Source organism: Streptomyces sp. SCSIO 75703, from assembly GCF_036607905.1.
In the GTDB taxonomy this organism is placed as follows: Bacteria; Actinomycetota; Actinomycetes; order Streptomycetales; family Streptomycetaceae; genus Streptomyces.
The window spans coordinates 490,829-509,511 of sequence record NZ_CP144555.1; the positions used below are offsets into that span (position 1 = coordinate 490,829).

Consider the following 18,683-nt stretch of genomic DNA (forward strand, 5'->3'; position numbering starts at 1 on the left):
GCCGGTACGGTCCGGTGGGCAGACCACCGGACCGTGCCGCCGTGGGCCGCCGGTGAGGCGCGTGCCGCGGGATCGCCCGCGGAGCGCGTGCCGGGACGGCCCGGCGGGAGGACTCTGGAAGGACAGGGCCACCCAGCCGAGGAGCGCAGCGACATGGTCCGTTACGTGTACGACTTCAGCGAGGGCAGCCGTGACCAGGCCGGACTGCTCGGCGGCAAGGGCGCGAACCTGGCCGAGATGACCCGTCTCGGTCTGCCCGTACCGCCCGGCTTCACCCTCAGCACCGAGGCGTGCCGGGCCTACCTCGCCACCGGCACCGAACCCGAGGGGCTGGCCGCGGAGGTCTCGGCGCACCTGTCCCGGGTGGAGGAGGAGACCGGACGGCGGCTGGGGCAGCCGGACGACCCGCTGCTGGTCTCCGTCCGGTCCGGCGCGCGGTTCTCGATGCCCGGGATGATGGAGACGATCCTCGACATCGGCCTGCACGACGACTCCGTGACGGGCCTCGCCGAGGCGTCCGGCAGCGAGCGCTTCGCCTGGGACTCCTACCGCCGTCTGGTCCAGATGTTCGGCAGCACCGTCATGGGCGTCGACGCGGACCTGTTCGAGACGGAGCTGACCCGGCTCAAGGACGAGCGGGGGGTCCCCGACGACGTCCGGCTCGACGCCGCCGACCTGGCCCGGCTGGTGCGCACGTACCAGGAACTGATCCGGCGGGAGACGGGCGAGGAGTTCCCGCAGGAGCCGGCCGAGCAGCTGCGCCGGGCCGTCCGGGCCGTCTTCGACTCCTGGAACGGGGAGCGGGCCCGCCTCTACCGGCGGCGCGAGCACATCCCCGACGACCTCGGCACCGCCGTCACCGTGCAGCGCATGGTCTTCGGCAACCTCGGCGCGGACTCCGGCAGCGGGGTCGCCTTCACCCGCGACCCGGCCACCGGCCGGCCGGGCCTGTACGGCGACTACCTGCCGAACGCCCAGGGTGAGGACGTCGTCGCCGGGATCCGCAATACCGTCTCCCTGGCCGAGCTGGCCGATCTGGACCCGGACTCCCACGACCGGCTGCGGGAGTACATGGGGACGCTGGAACGCCACTACCGGGACCTGTGCGACATCGAGTTCACCATCGAGCGCGGCCGGCTGTGGATGCTGCAGACCCGGGTGGGCAAGCGCACCGCCGAGGCCGCGTTCGCCATCGCCGACGCGCTGGCCGAGGAGGGCCTGATCACGCCGGACGAGGGGCTTGCCCGGGTCGGCGGGGAGGGCCTGTCCCGGCTGATGTTCCCCCGTTTCGACGCCTCGGCGGCCGGCGACCCCCTCGCCCGGGGGCTGCCCGCCTCGCCGGGGGCCGCGGTGGGCGCGGCGGTCTTCGACTCGGCCGAGGCGGTCCGGCGGGCCGCGGACGGCGAACGGGTGGTGCTGGTGCGCCGGGAGACCACCCCCGACGACCTGCCGGGCATGGTGGCCGCGCAGGCCGTGCTGACCAGCCGCGGCGGCAAGACCTCGCACGCGGCGGTCGTCGCCCGCGGCATGGGCAAGGTCTGCGTGTGCGGCGCCGAGGACCTCCTCGTCGACACCGGGGCGCGCCGGCTGACCACCCGGGACGGCACCGTGCTGGAGGAGGGCGCCGTGCTCTCCGTGGACGGCTCCGCCGGGGCGGTGTACGCGGGCCCGGTGCCGTTGGTCGACTCCGCCGTGATGCGTTACCTGGAGACCGGGCACCGCGACGGCGCCGCCTCCGAGCTGGTCGGGGCGGTGGCCCGCGCGCTGGACCGCGCCGACCGGGTGCGCCGGCTGGAGGTGCGGGCCAACGCGGACACGCCGGAGGACGCGGCGCGGGCGCGCGGCTTCGGCGCCCAGGGCATCGGCCTGTGCCGGACGGAGCACATGTTCCTCGGGGAGCGGCGCAAGCTGGTCGAGGACATGATCCTGGCCCGGGACGACGCCGGGCGCGGACGGGCGCTCGACGCGCTGCTGCCGCTGCAACGGCGGGACTTCGCCGGGATCCTGGCGGCGATGGACGGGCTGCCGGTCACCATCCGGCTGCTCGATCCGCCGCTGCACGAGTTCCTGCCCGACCGGACCTCCCTCATCGCCCGCCGGGCCGCCGCGGAGGCCCGGGGCGAACGGCCCGATCCGCACGACGCCGCGCTGCTGGACGCCGTGAACCGGATGCACGAGGAGAACCCGATGCTGGGCCTGCGCGGGGTCCGCCTCGGTCTGGTCGTGCCGGGACTCGTGGCGATGCAGGTGCGCGCGGTGGCCCAGGCCGTGGTGGACCGGGTCCGCGCGGGCGGCTCCCCGCAGGCGGAGATCATGGTGCCACTGGTCGGGGACGTCGGCGAACTGCGACTGGTGCGGGAGGTCGTGGACCGGGTGCTCGCCGAGGTGTCCGAGGAGTCCGGCGTCCCGGTGGAGTGCCCGGTCGGCACGATGATCGAGCTGCCCCGGGCGGCGCTGACGGCGGGCCGGATCGCCGAGGAGGCCGCGTTCTTCTCCTTCGGCACCAACGATCTGACGCAGACCGCCTGGGGGTTCTCCCGCGACGACGTGGAGGCCGCGTTCTTCTCCGTCTACCTCGACAGGCAAGTCTTCCCCGCCTCGCCCTTCGAGACCCTGGACCGCGAGGGCGTGGGCCGGCTGGTGCGGATCGCGGTCGAGGAGGGGCGGGCGGCGCGGCCGGACCTGAAGATCGGCGTCTGCGGCGAGCACGGCGGCGACCCCGACTCGGTGCACTTCTTCCACCGGGCGGGCCTGGACTACGTCTCCTGCTCGCCCTTCCGGGTCCCGGTGGCCCGGCTGGAGGCCGGGCGGGCGGCGGTGACGGACGGGGACGGCTGACCTCGGGGCCGCCCGGCGCCGTGGCGGCGCGGGGCGGCAGGCGGAGAGCGGCGGGCGGCGGCGTGCGCCGTGGCCATGCCCGGCGTCCGGCGGGCGCTGGCCATGCCCGGCACCGGCCCCCGGTCGGCCAGGACGGTGCCCGGTGCCGTGGCGCGGGCTCCGGGTCGCCAGCGGGCGCTCCCGGTCCCGTACCGGCGGCCGGTCCGGCACCGGAGGCGGGTGCCGGACCGGGCGGCCGGTTCCCTGACGGAGGCGGGTGCCGCAGGAGAGTGGTGACGGGAAGGACTCTTCCGCTTCTCGCGGAACCCGATCGCGCGGTGCGCGGTGGACGGCCGCTGCTCCGCGTCCTTTTCCCTGGTCCTTCCCGTCGCCCCCAGCACACCACCGGGCCGGCCCGCCCACCAGGGCCGTCCGGGCCCCCTCCCGGGGGCCGTCCGACCGCCCGCCGCGCCCGCACCGGGGCCGACCGGCCCGGGGCGGGAGCCGACCGGCCCGTCGCGCGCCGCGCCCGGCGGGGCCACCCTGGAACCAGCGGCCCCGCGTCCCGGCGGGGAGCGCGGCCCCGCGGTCCCCTCGCCCGGCCGGCGGGGAGCGGGAGCGGCGGGGCGCGGCCGACCGGTCGCGGCGCGCACGGCACGGAAGGAGCCCGAGCAATGACCTCCACCACCCTGGGCACGGCCCTCAGCTCCGAGCACCGCGAGCGGCTGATGCGGCTCGCCCGCGAGGTATCCGTCGACGCGGGCACCCGCCTGTTCGAGGAGGGCCGCCGCGCGGACCGGTTCTGGATCATCCGTACCGGCACCGTCACCCTGGACCTGCGGGTGCCGGGCCGCCGCCCGGCCGTCATCGAGTCGCTGGGCCACAACGAACTCGTCGGCTGGTCGTGGCACTTCCCGCCCTACGTGTGGCACCTGGGCGCCGAGGCGATGAGCCCGGTGCGCGCCTGGGAGTTCGACGCCGACGAGGTGAAGCGCCTGTGCGACGAGGACCCCGAGTTCGGCCGCGCCGTCGCCGTGTGGGTGGGCAAGGTGACCGCCCAGCGGCTGCACGCGGCCCGGGTGCGGCTGCTCGACCTGTACGCCCCCTACGGCAGCGGAAGTGCGATCTGAGGAGTGACCATGCTGAACCCGGGACCGCGCGTGGTGAGCGACGTGATGACCCACACCGTGGTGGCCGTGGGCCGGGACGCCTCGTTCAAGGACATCGTCCGCCTCATGGGCCAGTGGCGGATCAGCGCCCTGCCGGTGCTGGAGGGCGAGGGCCGGGTCGTCGGCGTGGTCTCCGAGGCCGACCTGCTGCCGAAGGAGGAGTTCCGCGACAGCGACCCGGACCGTTTCACCCAGCGGCGGCGGCTGGCCGACCTCGCCAAGGCGGGCGGTCTCGTGGCCGGGGACGTGATGACCGCGCCGGCCGTCACCGTCCACCCGGACGCGACCCTCGCCGAGGCCGCCCGGATCATGGCCCGGCACAAGGTGAAGCGGCTGCCCGTGGTCAGCGCCGGCGGGCTGCTGGAGGGCGTGGTCAGCCGCGGCGACCTGCTGCGGGTCTTCCTGCGCTCCGACGAGGAGATCGCCGACGAGGTGCGCCGCGAGGTGGTCACCTCACTCTTCCCCGCGACGTCCTCCCCCGTGCGGGTCGACGTCCGCGACGGCCGGGTCACGCTGACCGGGCGGGTCCCCGACACCTCGCTGGTGCCGGTCGCCGCACGGCTGGTGCGCGCCGTGGAAGGGGTCGTGGACGTCGAGTTCCGTCTGACGGACGCCGCCGAGCCCAGCGGAGCCCCGGGCGGGCCCCGGTAGCCGACGGCCGAGGGGCCCGTGCGCGGCCGGGGGCCGGCCGCGCACCGGAGCGCGTACGCCGTCCGGGCGTTCCGGGCGGCACCGGCCCGGTCAGGGGACGGCCGCGCCGTCCGGGCCCGTGAGCGCGCACCGCACGTCGACGACGCCCTCGACGGAGCGCACCAGGCGGACGACGAGCGGGACGACGGCGGGGTCGGGAACCCGCCCGGTCAGGGTGACGACGCCCTCGCGCACGTCCACACGGATGCCGTCGGCGGGGTCCGGCAGCCGCTCGGCGACGACCTCGCGGCGTACCTCCTCGGCGATCTCCGCGTCCGGGCGGAGGAAGACCCGCAGCAGGTCGGAACGGCTGACCAGGCCCACGAGCGCCCCGTCCGGCCCGACCACGGGCAGCCGCTTGACCCGGTGGCGGGCCATGAGGCGGGCCGCCTCGGCGAGGGGCGCGCCGGGGTGGACGGTGACGGCGGGGGAGGTCATCAGGTCCCGCGCGGTGACCGCGGCCCCGGGACCCCGCAGAGGGGCGCCGGACGGGCGGGCGTGGCGGTCGCGGCCCTCCTCGGTGCGCAGCAGGTCGGCCTCGGAGACGATGCCGATCACCTCGTGTCCCGGCCCCACCACGGGCAGGGCGCTGATCCCGCGGGTCTCGATGGCGCGGACGATGTCCTTGAACCCCGCCCCGCCGGCCAGCGCCACGACGGTGCGGGTCATCACGTCGCTCACGGTGTACGGGGTGCCCATGGCGTCCTCCTGCGGGGACGGGATACCGCGGCTCCCTTCCAGACTGCCCTGCCTCGCGGCATCCGGCACGGGCCGGAGGGCCCCGGCCCGGTTCCCGGCCGGCGCGGCGCCGGTTCAGGGGCGCGGTGCGGCGGGGCGTGCGGGAGGGCGCCGGAGCGGGGCAGGCGGCCGTCGCGGGGACGCCGGCCACCACGAGCGCGGCCTCCCGGGCCCCGCCCCGCGAAGGGGCCGGGTCAGGCCGGTTCGCGGGGGGCCGGTTCGCGGGGGGGGGCCGGGGCCGGACGGCCCTTCGCGGGGGTCGCTCGCCCCCTGCCCCCGGGCCGCCCCGCGCGGTCCACTGGAGGTGCGGCGGCGCACCGCCCCCGCGCCGCCGGGACACCGAGCCAGGAGGTGGCGTATGCGCTGGCGGAACCGTACGGACACGGGGCCCGCACTGGCCCGTGCCGGGACGGCCGGTGGCGTCCCGCACCAAGGCGCCGCCGGGCCCCCGGCCCCCGCCCCGGGCCCGCCCGCGGAGCGGATCGAGGTGGCGACGGGCGCGGTCGCGCTGCCCGCCCGGCTCGTCCTGCCCCGCGCGGCCCGCGCCCTGGTCGTCCTCGCCCGAGCCGGGGGCGGGGAACGGCCCGGCCGGGACGTCGGGCCCCTCGCCGCGGCCCTCGGCCGCGAGGGCTTCGGCACGCTCTCCCTCGACCTGCTGACCGAGGAGGAGCGGGACGACCGGCACAACCTCTTCGACATCGTCCTGCTGGCCCGCCGGACCGCCGCGGCACGCGACCGGCTCCGCGCCCTGAGCCCGCTGCCGGTGGGCTACTACGGCGAGGGCGCGGGCGCGCCCGCCGTCCTCGCGGCCGCCGCGGCGGACCCGGGGGCACGGGCCGTCGTCTGCGTGGGCGACCGGCCGGAGCTGGCCGGCCCGTCAGCGCTGGCCCGGGTCCGGGCACCGACGCTGTTCGTCGTCGGCGGCCTCGACGCGCGGGGCCCCGGCCTCAACCGCCTCGCCGCGGACTGGCTGTGCTGCCCGCGCCAGGTGGCCGCGGTGCCCGGCACCGCCGCCCCCGACACGGACCCCTCGGCCGCGGCGGCGGTGGCCCGCCTGACCCGGGGCTGGTTCGCCGCCCACCTCGACCGGCCCATCCCGGCGCCGGCCCCGGCCGTGCGCTGAGAAGGCCGTGCCCTGACGACGGCCGCCCGGGAGCGGGGAGACCCGTCCCCGGGCGGGCCGCGGCACGCTCAGGCCGGCCGGGCCGCTCCGGCCCCCTCAGCCGCGCCGGGCCGCCACGAGCCGGTCGGCGATCCCCGCGGCCCAGCCCGCGATGGCCTCGAAGTCGCGGAAGTCACCGCCCCTGCCGTCCTCGAGGATCATCCGCGCCATCCGCCCCCGGGCGCCCTCCTGGAGGCAGCCGCCGAAGGTGACGTGCTCGACGGCGTCCAGCCGGGCCGCGACCCGCCTCACCCCGGGCACGGGCGGGATGTCCCGCCGCCCCGCCGAGGAGTCGAGGGGACCGCTGCTGAAGAGCCACACCGGCCGCCTGGCCAGCTCGCGGCGGTGCCGGCGGACGAAGCGCCGGGCGTCCCGGTGCCAGCGCCCGGTGTAGAGCGCGCCGCCGACGACGACCGCGCGGTACGGCGTCACGTCCGCCACGGTGGCGGCGGGCGCCGCCTCCGCGTCCAGCCCCCGGTCGCGCAGGACCTCGGCGACGGTCTCGGCGATCCGGGCCGTCGACCCGTTGGTCGTCCCGTAGGCGACCAGCACCCTGTCCGGCATCGCCGTTCACCTTCCCTCCGTCCGGGGCGCGACCGCCGCGGGACCCCGCCGTACGGGGGCCGCCCCGGCGGACGCGCGGGCGGCGCGGGGCCGCGGGCACCGGCGCGCGGAAGACCCTCGGCCCGCCGCGGCCTCTTCCCACTGTCGAGCATCCGGCGCGCGTTCGCGCGGGCCCAGGGGCCGGACAGGGCGTATCGCGGGCCGGTCGGCCCCGGGGTCGTGTCCGGGGCGGGTCGCGGGAACGTGGCGGGGCCGTACGGTTCCCGGCCCGGCGGGGAAACCGGCGGGCCCGTGCCGGGAGTCGGTGAGGGCGAAGGACACCCGGCAGACGCCCCCGCGTCTGCGGGCCGCCGCGGCCGTTCTGGCGTTCACCGCCGCCACCGCCACCATGACCGCGCATCCGGCGGCGGCCGACTCCGGCCCGTGCCCGTCCGGGTCCCTCTGCGCCCCGGCACCCGCCGGCCGTGGACCGGCCCCGGCTCCCCCCGCTTCCTCCCGGCACGCGCCGCTCCCGGCCCGAGCCCCGGCTCCGACCCCGGCCGGGGCACCGGCCCGGCATCGTTTCCGCGCCGGAAGGCTCCGTGGACGGGCGCCGGCCGGGTGGGCGGAGGGAGAATCGGGGAAGAGGCCGCGGGAGGAGGACACGCGTGCGGGACCGACAGTGGCCGCTCGGGGCACGGCGGCCTCCCCACCCCCTCGTCGGCGTGCGCCGGGCCCTCGGCAGCGCCCTGCGGCCGATGGCGGACGCGCTCGGCGCCCGGCGTCGGCTGGCCTGGCTCAACGAGGCCGGCATCCGCATCGGCACCACCCTGGACCTGGGGCGCACCGCCGAGGAACTGGCCGACTTCACCGTGCCGGAACTGGCCGACGGCTGCGCGGTGGACCTGCTGGAGTCGGTGCTCCGGTTCCGGGAGGGCGACCGCGCCGGCTTCCGGGAGGACTCCCGCGACGGCGATGCCGACGGCCTGCGGCTGCGGGCGATGGCCGTCTCGCACGTCGACGGGCTGTCGCTGGCCCCGGACCCGGTCGGCGAGGTCTTCGTCTACGCCGCCCACCGGCTCGCCCACCGCTGCCTGACCTCCCGCCGCCCGGTGCTGGTCAGCCGCATGGAGCGCTCCGACTACGCGGCGGTGGCGCCCGGCCCCGGCGAGGCGGAGGTGCTGCGCCGGGCGGGCGTGCACTCGTACCTGGCCGTGCCGCTCATCGCCCGCGGGGTGCTGCTGGGCCTGGCCGACTTCGTGCGGGCCGGCGGCCGGCCCCCGTTCACCCGGGCCGACGCCGAACTGGCGACGGAGCTGGCCTCGAAGGCGGCGGTCTGCGTCGACAACGCGCGGCTGTACATGCGCGAGCACGAGCACGTGGTCACCCTGCAACGCGCGCTGCTGCCCCGTACCAGCCCCGACACCCCCGGACTCGACGTGTCCTCGTGCTACGCCCCCGCCGGGGACCCCGCGGCGGTGGGCGGCGACTGGTTCGACGTGGTCGCGCTGCCCAGCGGCCGTACGGCGCTGATGGTGGGGGACGTGATGGGGCGGGGTCTGGCCGCGGCGGCGACCATGGGCCGGCTGCGCACCGTGGCGCGGACGCTGATGGCCCTGGACATCGCGCCCGAACGACTGCTGGCCCGGCTGGACCTGGCCGCCCGCGATCTGGAGGAGGACCAGGTCGCCACCTGCCTGTGCGCGGTCTACGACCCCTACGGCGGCACCTTCCGCATCGCCAGCGCCGGTCATCCGCCGCCGCTGCTGACCGGGCCGGACGGCACCGCCTCCTTCCTGCCGGTGCCGGCCGGGGCGCCGCTGGGGACGGGCGTGATCCCGTACGACCCGGTGGACTTCGAGGTGCCCGAGCGGGTGCGGCTCACGCTGTACACGGACGGGCTGGTCCGCTCGCGCACCGCCGGTCTGGACGCACGGCTGGAGCGGCTGCGGGAGGCGGTCGGCGGGGACCTGCGGGGCGACGGCGAGGTGTGCGAGGAGGTCGTCGAGCGGGTCGGCGGGGACCGGTCCGACGACGCGATCGTGCTGGTCGCCGGGGTCCGGCCGCTCGCCCCCGAGGGGGACGTGTACGTACGGACGCTGCCGCCGGGCGGCAAGGCGGCCGGCCAGGCCCGCGCCATGGTGCGGGAGCGGCTGGCGGCGTGGGGGCTGCAGGAGCTGACCGACACGACGGAGCTGGTCGTCAGCGAACTGGTCGGCAACGCCCTGCGGTACGGGAACGCGCCCGGCGAGCTGCGGCTGCTGCGGTACGGGCGGCTCTCGGTCGAGGTCTCCGACTCGGGGCCGGACCTGCCGCAGATCCAGCACGCGGACGTGAGCGACGAGAGCGGGCGCGGCCTCCAGCTCATCAACATGCTCTGCCGGCGGTGGGGCTCCTGCCGGACCCCGGACGGCAAGGTGGTCTGGGCCGAACAGGACCTGCCTCCCCACGCCGCCCCGTAGCCCGGCGCCGCCCACGGGACCGGAGCACCCACCCGACCTCGCTCACCTGTTCGACGAGGAGGGTCGCGCGGGCACCGCGGACGGCGCCGCGCGCGACCCCTGTCGAACCCGGGACGGCCACGGGATATCTTGATGTCGAGCAATGTTGCAGACGTGGAGCGGAGCACCCGGTGACTGACTCGACCATCATCTACACCCACACTGACGAGGCCCCGGCCCTGGCGACGTATTCCTTCCTGCCGGTGGTCCGCGCGTACGCCGCGCAGGCCGGAGTCTCCGTGGAGACCCGCGACATCTCGCTGGCCGGACGCATCATCGCCGTGTTCCCGGAGTACCTCACCGAGGACCAGCGCATCCCGGACGCCCTCGCCGAACTGGGCGAGCTGGCCAAGACCCCCGCCGCCAACATCATCAAGCTGCCGAACATCTCGGCGTCCATCCCGCAGCTCAAGGCCGCCGTCGCCGAGCTGCAGGCCCAGGGCTACGCCCTGCCGGACTACCCGGACGACCCGCGGACCGACGAGGAGCGCGAGGTCCGCGCCCGCTACGACAAGATCAAGGGCTCCGCGGTCAACCCGGTCCTGCGCGAGGGCAACTCCGACCGCCGCGCCCCGGCGTCGGTCAAGAACTACGCGAAGACCCACCCGCACCGCATGGGCGCCTGGAGCGCGGACTCCAAGACCAACGTGGCCACCATGGGCGAGAACGACTTCCGGTCCACCGAGAAGTCCGTCGTGATCGCCGAGGACGGCGCGCTCCGCATCGAGCTGGTCGGCGACGACGGCACCACCACCGTGCTGCGCGAGTCGGTACCGGTCCTGGCGGGCGAGGTCGTCGACGCCTCCGTGCTGCGGGTCGCCGCGCTGCGCGAGTTCCTCACCGCGCAGGTCGCCCGCGCCAAGGCCGAGGGCATCCTCTTCTCCGTGCACCTGAAGGCCACGATGATGAAGGTCTCCGACCCGATCATCTTCGGCCACGTGGTGCGTGCCTTCTTCCCGAAGACCTTCGCCCGCCACGGCGAGGTCCTCGCGCGGGCCGGCCTGACCCCGAACGACGGTCTGGGCGGCATCTACAAGGGCCTGGAGTCGCTGCCCGAGGGCGCCGAGATCAAGGCGTCCTTCGACGCCGAGCTGGCCGAGGGCCCGGAGCTGGCCATGGTCGACTCCGACAAGGGCATCACCAACCTGCACGTGCCCTCCGACGTCATCGTCGACGCCTCCATGCCGGCCATGATCCGCACCTCCGGCCACATGTGGGGCCCGGACGGGAAGGAGCACGACGCCCTCGCCGTCCTGCCGGACTCCAGCTACGCCGGCGTGTACCAGGCCGTCATCGAGGACTGCCGCGCCCACGGCGCCTACGACCCCTCCACCATGGGCTCGGTGCCCAACGTCGGCCTGATGGCGCAGAAGGCCGAGGAGTACGGCAGCCACGACAAGACCTTCGAGATCCCCGCCACCGGCACGGTCCGTGTGGTCGACGCCCACGGCACCGCCGTGCTGGAGCAGACGGTGTCCGCCGGCGACATCTTCCGCGCCTGCCAGACCAAGGACGCCCCGATCCGCGACTGGGTCAAGCTGGCCGTCACCCGTGCCCGCGCCACCGGCTCCCCGGCCGTCTTCTGGCTGGACGAGGGCCGCGCGCACGACGCCAACCTGATCGCCAAGGTCGAGCAGTACCTGCCCGAGCACGACACCGAGGGCCTGGACATCCGCATCCTGTCCCCCGAGGAGGCGACCAAGCTGTCGGTGGAGCGCATCCGCCGCGGCGAGGACACCATCTCCGTGACCGGCAACGTGCTGCGCGACTACCTGACCGACCTGTTCCCGATCCTGGAGCTGGGCACCAGCGCCAAGATGCTGTCGGTCGTGCCGCTGATGGCGGGCGGCGGCCTCTTCGAGACCGGTGCCGGCGGCTCCGCGCCCAAGCACGTGCAGCAGCTCGTCAAGGAGAACTACCTGCGCTGGGACTCCCTCGGCGAGTTCTTCGCCCTGGTGCCGTCCCTGGAGCAGTACGCCTCGACCACGGGCAACACCCGCGCCAAGGTCCTCGCCGACGCCCTGGACCGCGCCACGGCGACCTTCCTCAACGAGGACAAGTCCCCGACCCGGCGCGTGGGCGGCATCGACAACCGCGGCAGCCACTTCTACCTGTCCCTGTACTGGGCGCAGGAGCTGGCCGCGCAGACCGACGACGCGGACCTCGCCAAGGCGTTCGCGCCGCTGGCGGAGACCCTCGCCGCCGACGAGCGGAAGATCGTCGACGAGCTGGTCGCCGTCCAGGGCAGCCCGGCCGAGATCGGCGGCTACTACCAGCCCGACCCGGCCAAGGCGGCCGAGGTCATGCGCCCCTCCGCCACCTGGAACGCGGCGCTGGCCTCGCTGGCCTGATCCGCACCGCTCCCGGCGACACCGGCACCCCGTCCCCGCTCCGGCGCGGGCGGGGTGCCCGCCGTTCACCAGGCGCGGGTGGCGACCAGTTCCTCGGCGTCCGCCCCGGGGAAGCCGTAGATCCGGGAGATGTGCCAGAAGTCCTCGGCTATGGCCTCCCGGGCCACCGTCTCGATCTCGCTGCCGGCCGCCTCGAACGCCTCCTCCAGGGCGTTGAACTCCTCCGTCGCCGCGTGCGTCAGCGCGTACAGCTCCGCCAGGCCGGCGGGCCGCTCGGCCTCGATGCGCGCGCAGAGCCGCCGCAGGATCGCGCGGCCCCGGTCCACCACCTCGTCGGGGAAGTACGGGTCCCGGTACAGCTCGCGCAGGAACGGGTGCGCGCTCGCGCGCGGATCGGTGACGGTCATGGCGCCCCTCTTCGTGGTCCCGGGCCCGGGGCGCGGTCCGCGCCCCGGTGCCATGATGCTGCCGCACACCACTGACAACGCCCCGGCTCCGACCACATCCCCAGGGAGCAGCCCGTGACCGACGGCCCGTCCTCCTTCTCTCTGCTGCCCGGCGCCCCGCACTCCCCCGTGATCCTGCACGTGCCGCACGACGCGCGGGCGATCCCGCCCGGGGTCCGCACGGGCATCGCCCTGGACGACGCGGCGCTGGAACGGGAGCTGGACCACCTCACCGACGCCCACACGGCCCGGATCGCCGAGGCGGCGGCCGCGCGGGCGGGCGTCACGCCCTGGCGGTTCGTCAACCGGCTCTCCCGGCTGGTGGTGGACCCGGAGCGCTTCCCCGACGAGCGCGAGGAGATGCTCGCCGTGGGCATGGGCGCCGTGTACACGCGCACCGCGCACCGGGGTGTGCTGCGGCCGGAGGACACCGATCCGGAGCCGCTGCTCGCCCGCTACTTCCGCCCGTACGCGCGGGCGATGACCGAGGCGGTGGCCGGCCGGCTCGCCGCCACCGGCCGGGCCGTCGTCGTCGACGTGCACTCCTACCCGAGCCGGCCGCTGCCCTACGAACTGCACGGCGACGGCCCGCGCCCGCCGGTCTGCCTGGGCACCGACGCCTTCCACACCCCGCCCGCCCTGCTCGCGGCGGCCCGCGACGCCTTCGCCCCGTGCGGGGAGACCGTGCCGGACACCCCGTTCGCGGGGGCCTACGTGCCGCTGGAGTTCCACGGGCGGCGCCCGGAGGTCGCCGCGCTGATGGTGGAGATCCGCCGGGACACCTACATGAGCGAGCCGGGCGGCGCCCCCGGGCCGGGCCTGGAACGCCTCGCCGGCTGCCTGGCGGCGCTAATCGACGCGGTCGGCGACGGCTTCCCGCCGGGTGACGGCACGCCGGTCAGGCGCGCAGCCACTCGGTGACGACGACCTCGCCGCCGGTGCGCAGCCGCAGCGCGAACGGCCCGGCGGGCGGGGTCCCGCCGGAGAAGCGGCCCAGGTCGTCCGCGGTCAGCCGGGCCGACGGGCGCGGCCCGGCCAGTACCTCGACCTCCGCAGGGCCCGGCGGCAGCACCTGCCCGATCAGCCCCTCGGCGCCCACCTCGACGTCGACGGTGACCGCACCGGCCTGGAAGGTCAGCATCCGGGGCGGTGCCTCCTCGCCCCGCACGGGCAGCGAGTCGACCAGCGAGTCGAAGGTCAGCTCGGCGAGACGGGCGTCCAGGTCGCGCAGGGCGTAGGACTCCACGGCGATCGTGCGCAGGGCGGCCGGGACCGGGTCGAGGATCGCGGCGGCCTGCCGCAGCTCCTCCTCCAGCAGGCCGTCGGCGAGCAGGTCGTCGTCGGCCGCCCCGTCCGGGAACAGGCCCTCGTCGTCGTCCTCGTGTGCCGTGCTCATGTCGTCCCCCGGGTCTCCAGCCGGGCCCGCAGCCGGCGCAGGCAGCGCTGGCGCGTCGGGCCGATGCTGCCCACCGCGATACCGAGGGCGGCGGACACCTCCTGATAGCTGGGCGGCGGCGAGGCCATCAGCACCCGCAGCAACTGCCGGCACCGCTCGCCCAGTTCCTCGAACTCCTGCCACAGCCGCCGGACCCGCTCGGTCTGGGCGGCGGCCTCCTCGGAGTCGAGCACCGACTCCTCCGGCGTCCGGTCCTCGCTGGCCCGGTCGAGCAGGTGCACGTCGTCGGTCGGCGTCCACCGCTGGGACGCCCTGATCACCTTCAGGCACTCGTGGCGGGCGGTGCTCGCCAGCCAGGAGCCGCTCTTCTCCGGTTCGCGGATGCGCCCGAGGTGCTGGGTGAAGCGGAACCAGGCGGTCTGGTACACCTCGTGGGCGTCGGCGTCGGAGAGCCCGTGCGCCCGCACCACCGACCACACCAGCGGGCCCAGCCCGTCCACCAACGCCTTCCAGGCCGCCGCGTCACCGTCGGCGGCGGACTGGACGAGCACCCCGACCTCTGCACGGTCCACGGTCCCACCCCTCGTGTACGACAGGTCATCGTACGCCGCGGAAGAGGTGGTTCCGTCCCGTGCGAGGGCGATCACGCGCCGTCCCCGGACGCGTCGGCGGCGACCGGGCTCCACGTGGGCGGGAGCAGGGCCGGGACGTCCTCGCCCCGGACCCCGGCGACGCCGGCGTCCTCCGCGAGGAGCCGTCCGCCGGCCGCCCGGGGGTCGTCCTCCCCGCGGTCCGTCATGCGGGAGGCGACCAGGCCGGCGACGACGGGGGTGGCGAAGGAGGTGCCGCTCCACTGCGCGGGCCCCTCGAACATCACCTGGTCCGCCTTGGCGGGCCCCTGCCCCGGCTCGCTCAGCACCCCGCTGTGCCGCGGGTGCCGGCAGGTGCAGGCGTAGGGGAACCCGTAGCGGCAGTCGTCGTAGGTGGAGTGCTGGTACACGTACGGGACGGGGGTGGTGAAGCCGGTGAGGGGGCCGGTCAGCCGCTCGCCGGGGGCCCAGACCCGCACCCACGGGCCGTGGTTGCTGAAGCAGGCGGCCCCCTCGCCGTCCGCGCGCAGCGCGCCGACCGAGAGCACGCTGTCCTCCCAGCCGGGCAGGCCGGCGTAGGCGGCGGGCCAGAAGGGGGTGGCGCTGCCGTTGTTGCCGGCGGCGGCGACCAGCAGGGTGCGCCGGGCGCGCAGTTCCTCCATGAAGGCGTGCACGCCGAGCAGTCCGTCGGCGCGGCCGTTGGAGGTGCCGGCGGAGAGGCTGAGGATGTCGGGCCAGCCGCCCTCGTCGACGGCCTCGAAGAGCCTCTCGCCGAACTCGGACTCCAGGATCGCCCCGGCGTCGTTGAGGGTGCCGCGCACGGTCACGTCGGTGTTCGGGGCGACGGCGGCGACCAGTCCGGCGATGAAGGTGCCGTGTCCGGAGTACTGGCGCAGCACGCCGTCCTCGTCGCACTCGTCGGTCTCCGGGTCGCCGTCGGTGCGGGCGAGCAGCGGGCAGTCGCGGTGGTCGCGCACGAGGCCGGTGTCGACCACGAGGACGCCGACGGCGGTGGCCGGGTCGTAGGGCGTGCTGGCCGGGGCCGGGTTGGGCGGCGTGGTGCGCGGCAGCGGGACGGGTTCGTCGCCGGGGCAGGCGTTGACGGCGATGGAGACGATGTGGTTGCGGCTGACCAGCCGGCGGCCGGCCCGGCCCTCCAGGGCGCGCAGCGAGCGCAGGGCCCCGGCGACCGCCGGATCGCCCTCGGCGCCGCCCTCGCCTGGGTCGGCGACCCGGATGCGGGTGATCCCGGAGCGGTTGGTGCGCGGGCCGGCCCGGCGCACCCGGTCCGCGCTCAGTCCGGCGGTGGCCGTGAAGTGCTCGCGCACGGTGTCCTCGACGAGGCGGGCCTCCTCGCCGTCGCGGGCGAGGACGACGCCCTTCTCGTACAGGAACTCGCCGGAGTCGTCCGGGCCCATCGCCAGCGGCACGTCCGGCATCGAGCGCTGGATCTGGGCGAACTGCTCGCGGAATCGCTGGGGTGCCATGCGTGTCCTCCCACTGGTGCGCCGGTCGTCAACCAGAGTCGCCGGCGGCCGGGCTGATACAGGCTCGCACCTGTGGGGGAAGGTGGCGGAGCACTACCATCCGTGTGTGTGACGGCGGTTGTTGACGACGATACGGTCCTGCGGCTGCTGCCGATGGTGTTCGCCGCGCCCGGCGAGGCACTGGCGGGGGCCGAGAAGGTCCTCGCCTCCGGTCCGCCGCCGCTGCACGCGTCCGTGGCCCACCAGGTGATCGGCATCTGGCAGCGGGACTTCGGGGACACCCGGCGTGCCCTGGCCCATCTGCGCCGGGCCCGTGACCTGGCCGCCCGCGCCGAGTCGCCGGAGCGGGAGGCGGACGTGCTCGCCACGCTCGGGGTGGCGCTGGTGCACTCGGGACGCACCCGGCAGGGGCTGGCCGCGTTCGAGCGGGGCGTGGCGCGCGGCACCGGGCACACCCGGGCGCGGGTGCTGTTCCGGCGGGCGTACGTCTGGTGGGTGCTGGGCCGGCACGGCGAGGCGCTGGACGACGTACGGCGGGCGATCCCGGTGCTGCGGCAGGCGGCCGACGTGATCTGGACGGCGCGGGCGCTGACCCTGCGGGCCACCGTGCACCTGGCTCTGGGGGCGGTGGAGCGGGCGGACGCGGACTTCACGGCGGCGGAGGCCCTGTGGGACACGACGGGCCAGGAGCACGACAAGGCCGACGCGGTGGAGAGCCGGGGTCTGGCGGCGTTCCGCTCGGGGGACGTGCCGGCGGCGCTGCGGCTGCTGGACGAGGCGGAGGAGCGGTACGCGAAGCTCGGCACGCCCACGTTCATGCTGACCATCCGGCGCTGCGAGGTGCTGATGGCGGCGGGGCTGGCGCCGGAGGCGCTGGCCGAGGCGGACGGGGCGATCACCGCGCTGGACGGCATGGGCGGGCAGTCCACCCGCAAGGCCGAGTTGCTGCTGGTGGCCGCGCGGGCGGCCCGGCTGGCGGACGATCCGCAGGCCGCGATCGCCCGTGCGGCGCTCGCGGTGCGGCTCTTCGCCGGGCAGCGCCGCACCTGGTACGAGAGCCACGCCCGGCTGGTGCTGGCGGAGGCGCGGCGGGCGGCGGGGCGCGGCTCGGGCCGGCTGGTGGCGGACGCGGCGGCGGTGGCACGGCGGCTGGCCGCGGCCGGGGCCCCGGCGGCACCGGAGGCGTCGCTGCTGGCGGGCCGGATCGCGCTGGAGCTGGGCTGGACGCAGGACGCGGAACGGCACCTGGCGGTCGCCGCCCGCAGCCGGGGGGCCGGTCCGCCGCTGGCCCGGATGACCGGCTGGGCGGCGCAGGCGCTGCGGGCGCGGGCGGCCGGTTCGCACCGGGGCGTGCTGGAGGCGTGCCGGCGGGGACTGGACGTGCTCGACGACCACCGGATGACGCTGGGCGCCTCCGAGTTGCGGGCGCGGGCCACGGCGCAGGGCGCGGAACTGGCGGCGCTGGCGCAGCGGGCGAGCCTCGCCTCGGGCGGGCCGCGGCGGCTGCTGGTGTGGAGCGAGCGGTGGCGGGCGACGGTGCTGTCGGCGCCACCCGCCCGGCCGCCCGCCGATCCGGCGCTGCTCAGCGGGATGACGGCGTTCCGGGAGATCGCCGCCCGCGCGGAGGAGGCCCGCCGGGACGGCGGCCGTCCGGTGCCCGCGCTGGAGCGGGAACAGCGGCGGCTGGAGCGGGAGATCAGGTCGCGGACGCTGCACATGCGGGGCGAGGCGCCCGGCGGCGGCGACCGCTTCGACGTCGCCCGGCTGCTGGAACGGCTGGGCGAGGGCGTCCGTCTGGTGGAGCTGGTCGTCCTGGACGGCCGGGTGCACGTCCTGCTGTGCGGCCGGGGCCGGGTGCGGCGGTACGAGGCGGGGCTGCTGGCGGAGGCGGAGCGGGAGGCCGAGCACGTCCAGGCGGGGCTGCGGCGGCTGGCCCACCCGGGGGCGGAGGCGCGGCTGCCGCTGGTGGAGGCGGCCGGACGCCGGCTCCAGGAACTGCTGCTCGGCCCGGCGGCCGACCGGCTGGGCGCGGGCCCGGTCGTGGTGGTGCCGCCGGCCCGGCTGCACCGGGTGCCGTGGGCGCTGCTGCCGGCGCTGCGGGAGCGGGTGCTCAGCGTCTCCCCGTCGGCGACGAGCTGGCTCCGCGCCCACGAGACGGCTCCGCCGCCGGGCGGGCGCGAGGTCCTGGTCCGCGGCCCCGGCCTGGCGGGCGGCGGCGCGGAGGTGACCGAACTCGCGGACCGCGGTGGGACGGGCGAAGGCCCCGGGGCGCCCGGCGGCGGGCAGGCGGGAGCGGGGCGGGACGGTCCTCCGCCCGGCCGGCGGATCGTGCTGGAGGGGGACGCGGCGCGGGTGCCGCGGGTGCTGCGGGAGCTGGACGGGGCCGCGCTGGCGCACATCGCGGCGCACGGCACCTTCCGGGCGGACAGTCCGCTGTTCTCCTCGCTGCGGATGGCGGACGGGCCGCTCATCGCGCACGATCTGGAGCGCCTGCGGCGCAGCCCGTACCGGATCGTCCTGTCCTGTTGCGACACGGCGCGGTTCGCCACGGTCGGCGCCGACGAACTGCTCGGCCTGGTCACGGCGTTGCTGCCGCTCGGCACGGCGGGGGTGGTGGCGTGCAGCGCGCCGGTCAACGACGCGGCCGTGGTCCCGCTCATGCTGGCGCTGCACAAGGGGCTCGATGCCGGGCTGTCCCTGGCGGAGGCGCTGCGCGACGCGCGGGCCGCGCTGCCGGGCGACGCGCTGCACCAGGCGACGGGGTGGGCGTTCAGCGCCTTCGGCGCCGCGTGA

14 protein-coding genes are annotated in these 18,683 nt (G+C 76.6%); 8 read left to right on the forward strand and 6 right to left on the reverse strand.

What is annotated here, in order from left to right; all coding sequences use genetic code 11:
• The first annotated feature begins 153 nt into the window (after positions 1-153).
• The 3 genes from ppdK (at position 154) to VM636_RS02265 (ending at position 4,637) form a co-directional block, all read left to right on the forward strand.
• Entirely contained in the window at positions 154-2,838 is a 2,685-nt protein-coding gene (gene ppdK, locus VM636_RS02255) for a pyruvate, phosphate dikinase (protein ID WP_053912855.1), read from the forward strand.
• A 653-nt stretch (positions 2,839-3,491) separates the two neighbouring features.
• The gene (locus VM636_RS02260) at positions 3,492-3,947 is read left to right on the forward strand and encodes a cyclic nucleotide-binding domain-containing protein (RefSeq protein WP_030423059.1); all 456 of its coding nucleotides are present in this window, start codon (positions 3,492-3,494) and stop codon (positions 3,945-3,947) included.
• Positions 3,948-3,956: 9 nt separating this feature from the next.
• A complete protein-coding gene (locus VM636_RS02265) occupies positions 3,957-4,637 on the forward strand; it encodes a CBS domain-containing protein (RefSeq protein ID WP_030423060.1) in 681 nt (226 codons plus the stop codon).
• A gap of 90 nt (positions 4,638-4,727) precedes the next feature.
• Here the strand turns inward: VM636_RS02265 and VM636_RS02270 are convergent, their stop codons facing one another.
• Complete coding sequence (locus VM636_RS02270; protein ID WP_338483057.1) at positions 4,728-5,375, reverse strand: CBS domain-containing protein; 648 nt, start codon at positions 5,373-5,375, stop codon at positions 4,728-4,730.
• Positions 5,376-5,772: 397 nt separating this feature from the next.
• Between VM636_RS02270 and VM636_RS02275 the strand changes: the two genes are divergently transcribed.
• The gene (locus tag VM636_RS02275) at positions 5,773-6,537 is read left to right on the forward strand and encodes an alpha/beta hydrolase (protein ID WP_338483059.1); all 765 of its coding nucleotides are present in this window, start codon (positions 5,773-5,775) and stop codon (positions 6,535-6,537) included.
• A gap of 96 nt (positions 6,538-6,633) precedes the next feature.
• Here VM636_RS02275 and VM636_RS02280 read toward each other — a convergent pair whose 3' ends face one another.
• Positions 6,634-7,140, reverse strand: a complete 507-nt coding sequence (locus VM636_RS02280; RefSeq protein WP_030421190.1) for a flavodoxin domain-containing protein — start codon at positions 7,138-7,140, stop codon at positions 6,634-6,636.
• Between the two features lie 647 nt (positions 7,141-7,787).
• Here VM636_RS02280 and VM636_RS02285 point away from each other — a divergent pair.
• Both VM636_RS02285 and VM636_RS02290 read left to right on the forward strand, forming a co-directional pair.
• Positions 7,788-9,581, forward strand: coding sequence for a SpoIIE family protein phosphatase (locus VM636_RS02285; protein WP_338483061.1), 1,794 nt, complete (start codon positions 7,788-7,790; stop codon positions 9,579-9,581).
• 170 nt (positions 9,582-9,751) lie between these two features.
• Positions 9,752-11,971, forward strand: coding sequence for an NADP-dependent isocitrate dehydrogenase (locus VM636_RS02290; RefSeq protein WP_338483062.1), 2,220 nt, complete (start codon positions 9,752-9,754; stop codon positions 11,969-11,971).
• A gap of 65 nt (positions 11,972-12,036) precedes the next feature.
• On the opposite strand, the gene VM636_RS02295 is transcribed toward VM636_RS02290, so the two are convergent.
• Complete coding sequence (locus VM636_RS02295) at positions 12,037-12,378, reverse strand: DUF5713 family protein (protein ID WP_030421187.1); 342 nt, start codon at positions 12,376-12,378, stop codon at positions 12,037-12,039.
• Positions 12,379-12,492: 114 nt separating this feature from the next.
• Between VM636_RS02295 and VM636_RS02300 the strand changes: the two genes are divergently transcribed.
• The gene (locus VM636_RS02300; RefSeq protein ID WP_051821408.1) at positions 12,493-13,338 is read left to right on the forward strand and encodes an N-formylglutamate amidohydrolase; all 846 of its coding nucleotides are present in this window, start codon (positions 12,493-12,495) and stop codon (positions 13,336-13,338) included.
• Here VM636_RS02300 and VM636_RS02305 read toward each other — a convergent pair.
• From VM636_RS02305 to VM636_RS02315, 3 genes are all read right to left on the reverse strand, one after another.
• Entirely contained in the window at positions 13,316-13,813 is a 498-nt protein-coding gene (locus VM636_RS02305) for a hypothetical protein (RefSeq protein ID WP_030421185.1), read from the reverse strand. The two genes, VM636_RS02300 and VM636_RS02305, sit on opposite strands and share 23 nt — an antisense overlap.
• The gene (locus tag VM636_RS02310) at positions 13,810-14,385 is read right to left on the reverse strand and encodes a sigma-70 family RNA polymerase sigma factor (protein ID WP_030421184.1); all 576 of its coding nucleotides are present in this window, start codon (positions 14,383-14,385) and stop codon (positions 13,810-13,812) included. The genes VM636_RS02305 and VM636_RS02310 overlap by 4 nt, the downstream gene beginning before the upstream one ends.
• Before the next feature lie 71 nt (positions 14,386-14,456).
• The gene (locus VM636_RS02315) at positions 14,457-15,890 is read right to left on the reverse strand and encodes a S8/S53 family peptidase (protein ID WP_338483067.1); all 1,434 of its coding nucleotides are present in this window, start codon (positions 15,888-15,890) and stop codon (positions 14,457-14,459) included.
• Positions 15,891-16,043: 153 nt separating this feature from the next.
• Here VM636_RS02315 and VM636_RS02320 point away from each other — a divergent pair, with 153 nt between their 5' ends.
• Positions 16,044-18,683 (forward strand): CHAT domain-containing tetratricopeptide repeat protein, encoded by a 2,640-nt coding sequence (locus VM636_RS02320; protein WP_030421182.1) that lies wholly within the window; start codon positions 16,044-16,046, stop codon positions 18,681-18,683.

Coding starts and splice junctions, on each gene's coding strand:
- ppdK (WP_053912855.1), top strand. CDS start 154: ATGGTCCGTTACGTGTACGACTTCAGCGAGGGCAGCCGTGACCAGGCC.
- VM636_RS02260 (WP_030423059.1), top strand. CDS start 3,492: ATGACCTCCACCACCCTGGGCACGGCCCTCAGCTCCGAGCACCGCGAG.
- VM636_RS02265 (WP_030423060.1), top strand. CDS start 3,957: ATGCTGAACCCGGGACCGCGCGTGGTGAGCGACGTGATGACCCACACC.
- VM636_RS02270 (WP_338483057.1), bottom strand. CDS start 5,375: ATGGGCACCCCGTACACCGTGAGCGACGTGATGACCCGCACCGTCGTG.
- VM636_RS02275 (WP_338483059.1), top strand. CDS start 5,773: ATGCGCTGGCGGAACCGTACGGACACGGGGCCCGCACTGGCCCGTGCC.
- VM636_RS02280 (WP_030421190.1), bottom strand. CDS start 7,140: ATGCCGGACAGGGTGCTGGTCGCCTACGGGACGACCAACGGGTCGACG.
- VM636_RS02295 (WP_030421187.1), bottom strand. CDS start 12,378: ATGACCGTCACCGATCCGCGCGCGAGCGCGCACCCGTTCCTGCGCGAG.
- VM636_RS02305 (WP_030421185.1), bottom strand. CDS start 13,813: ATGAGCACGGCACACGAGGACGACGACGAGGGCCTGTTCCCGGACGGG.
- VM636_RS02315 (WP_338483067.1), bottom strand. CDS start 15,890: ATGGCACCCCAGCGATTCCGCGAGCAGTTCGCCCAGATCCAGCGCTCG.
- VM636_RS02320 (WP_030421182.1), top strand. CDS start 16,044: ATGGTGTTCGCCGCGCCCGGCGAGGCACTGGCGGGGGCCGAGAAGGTC.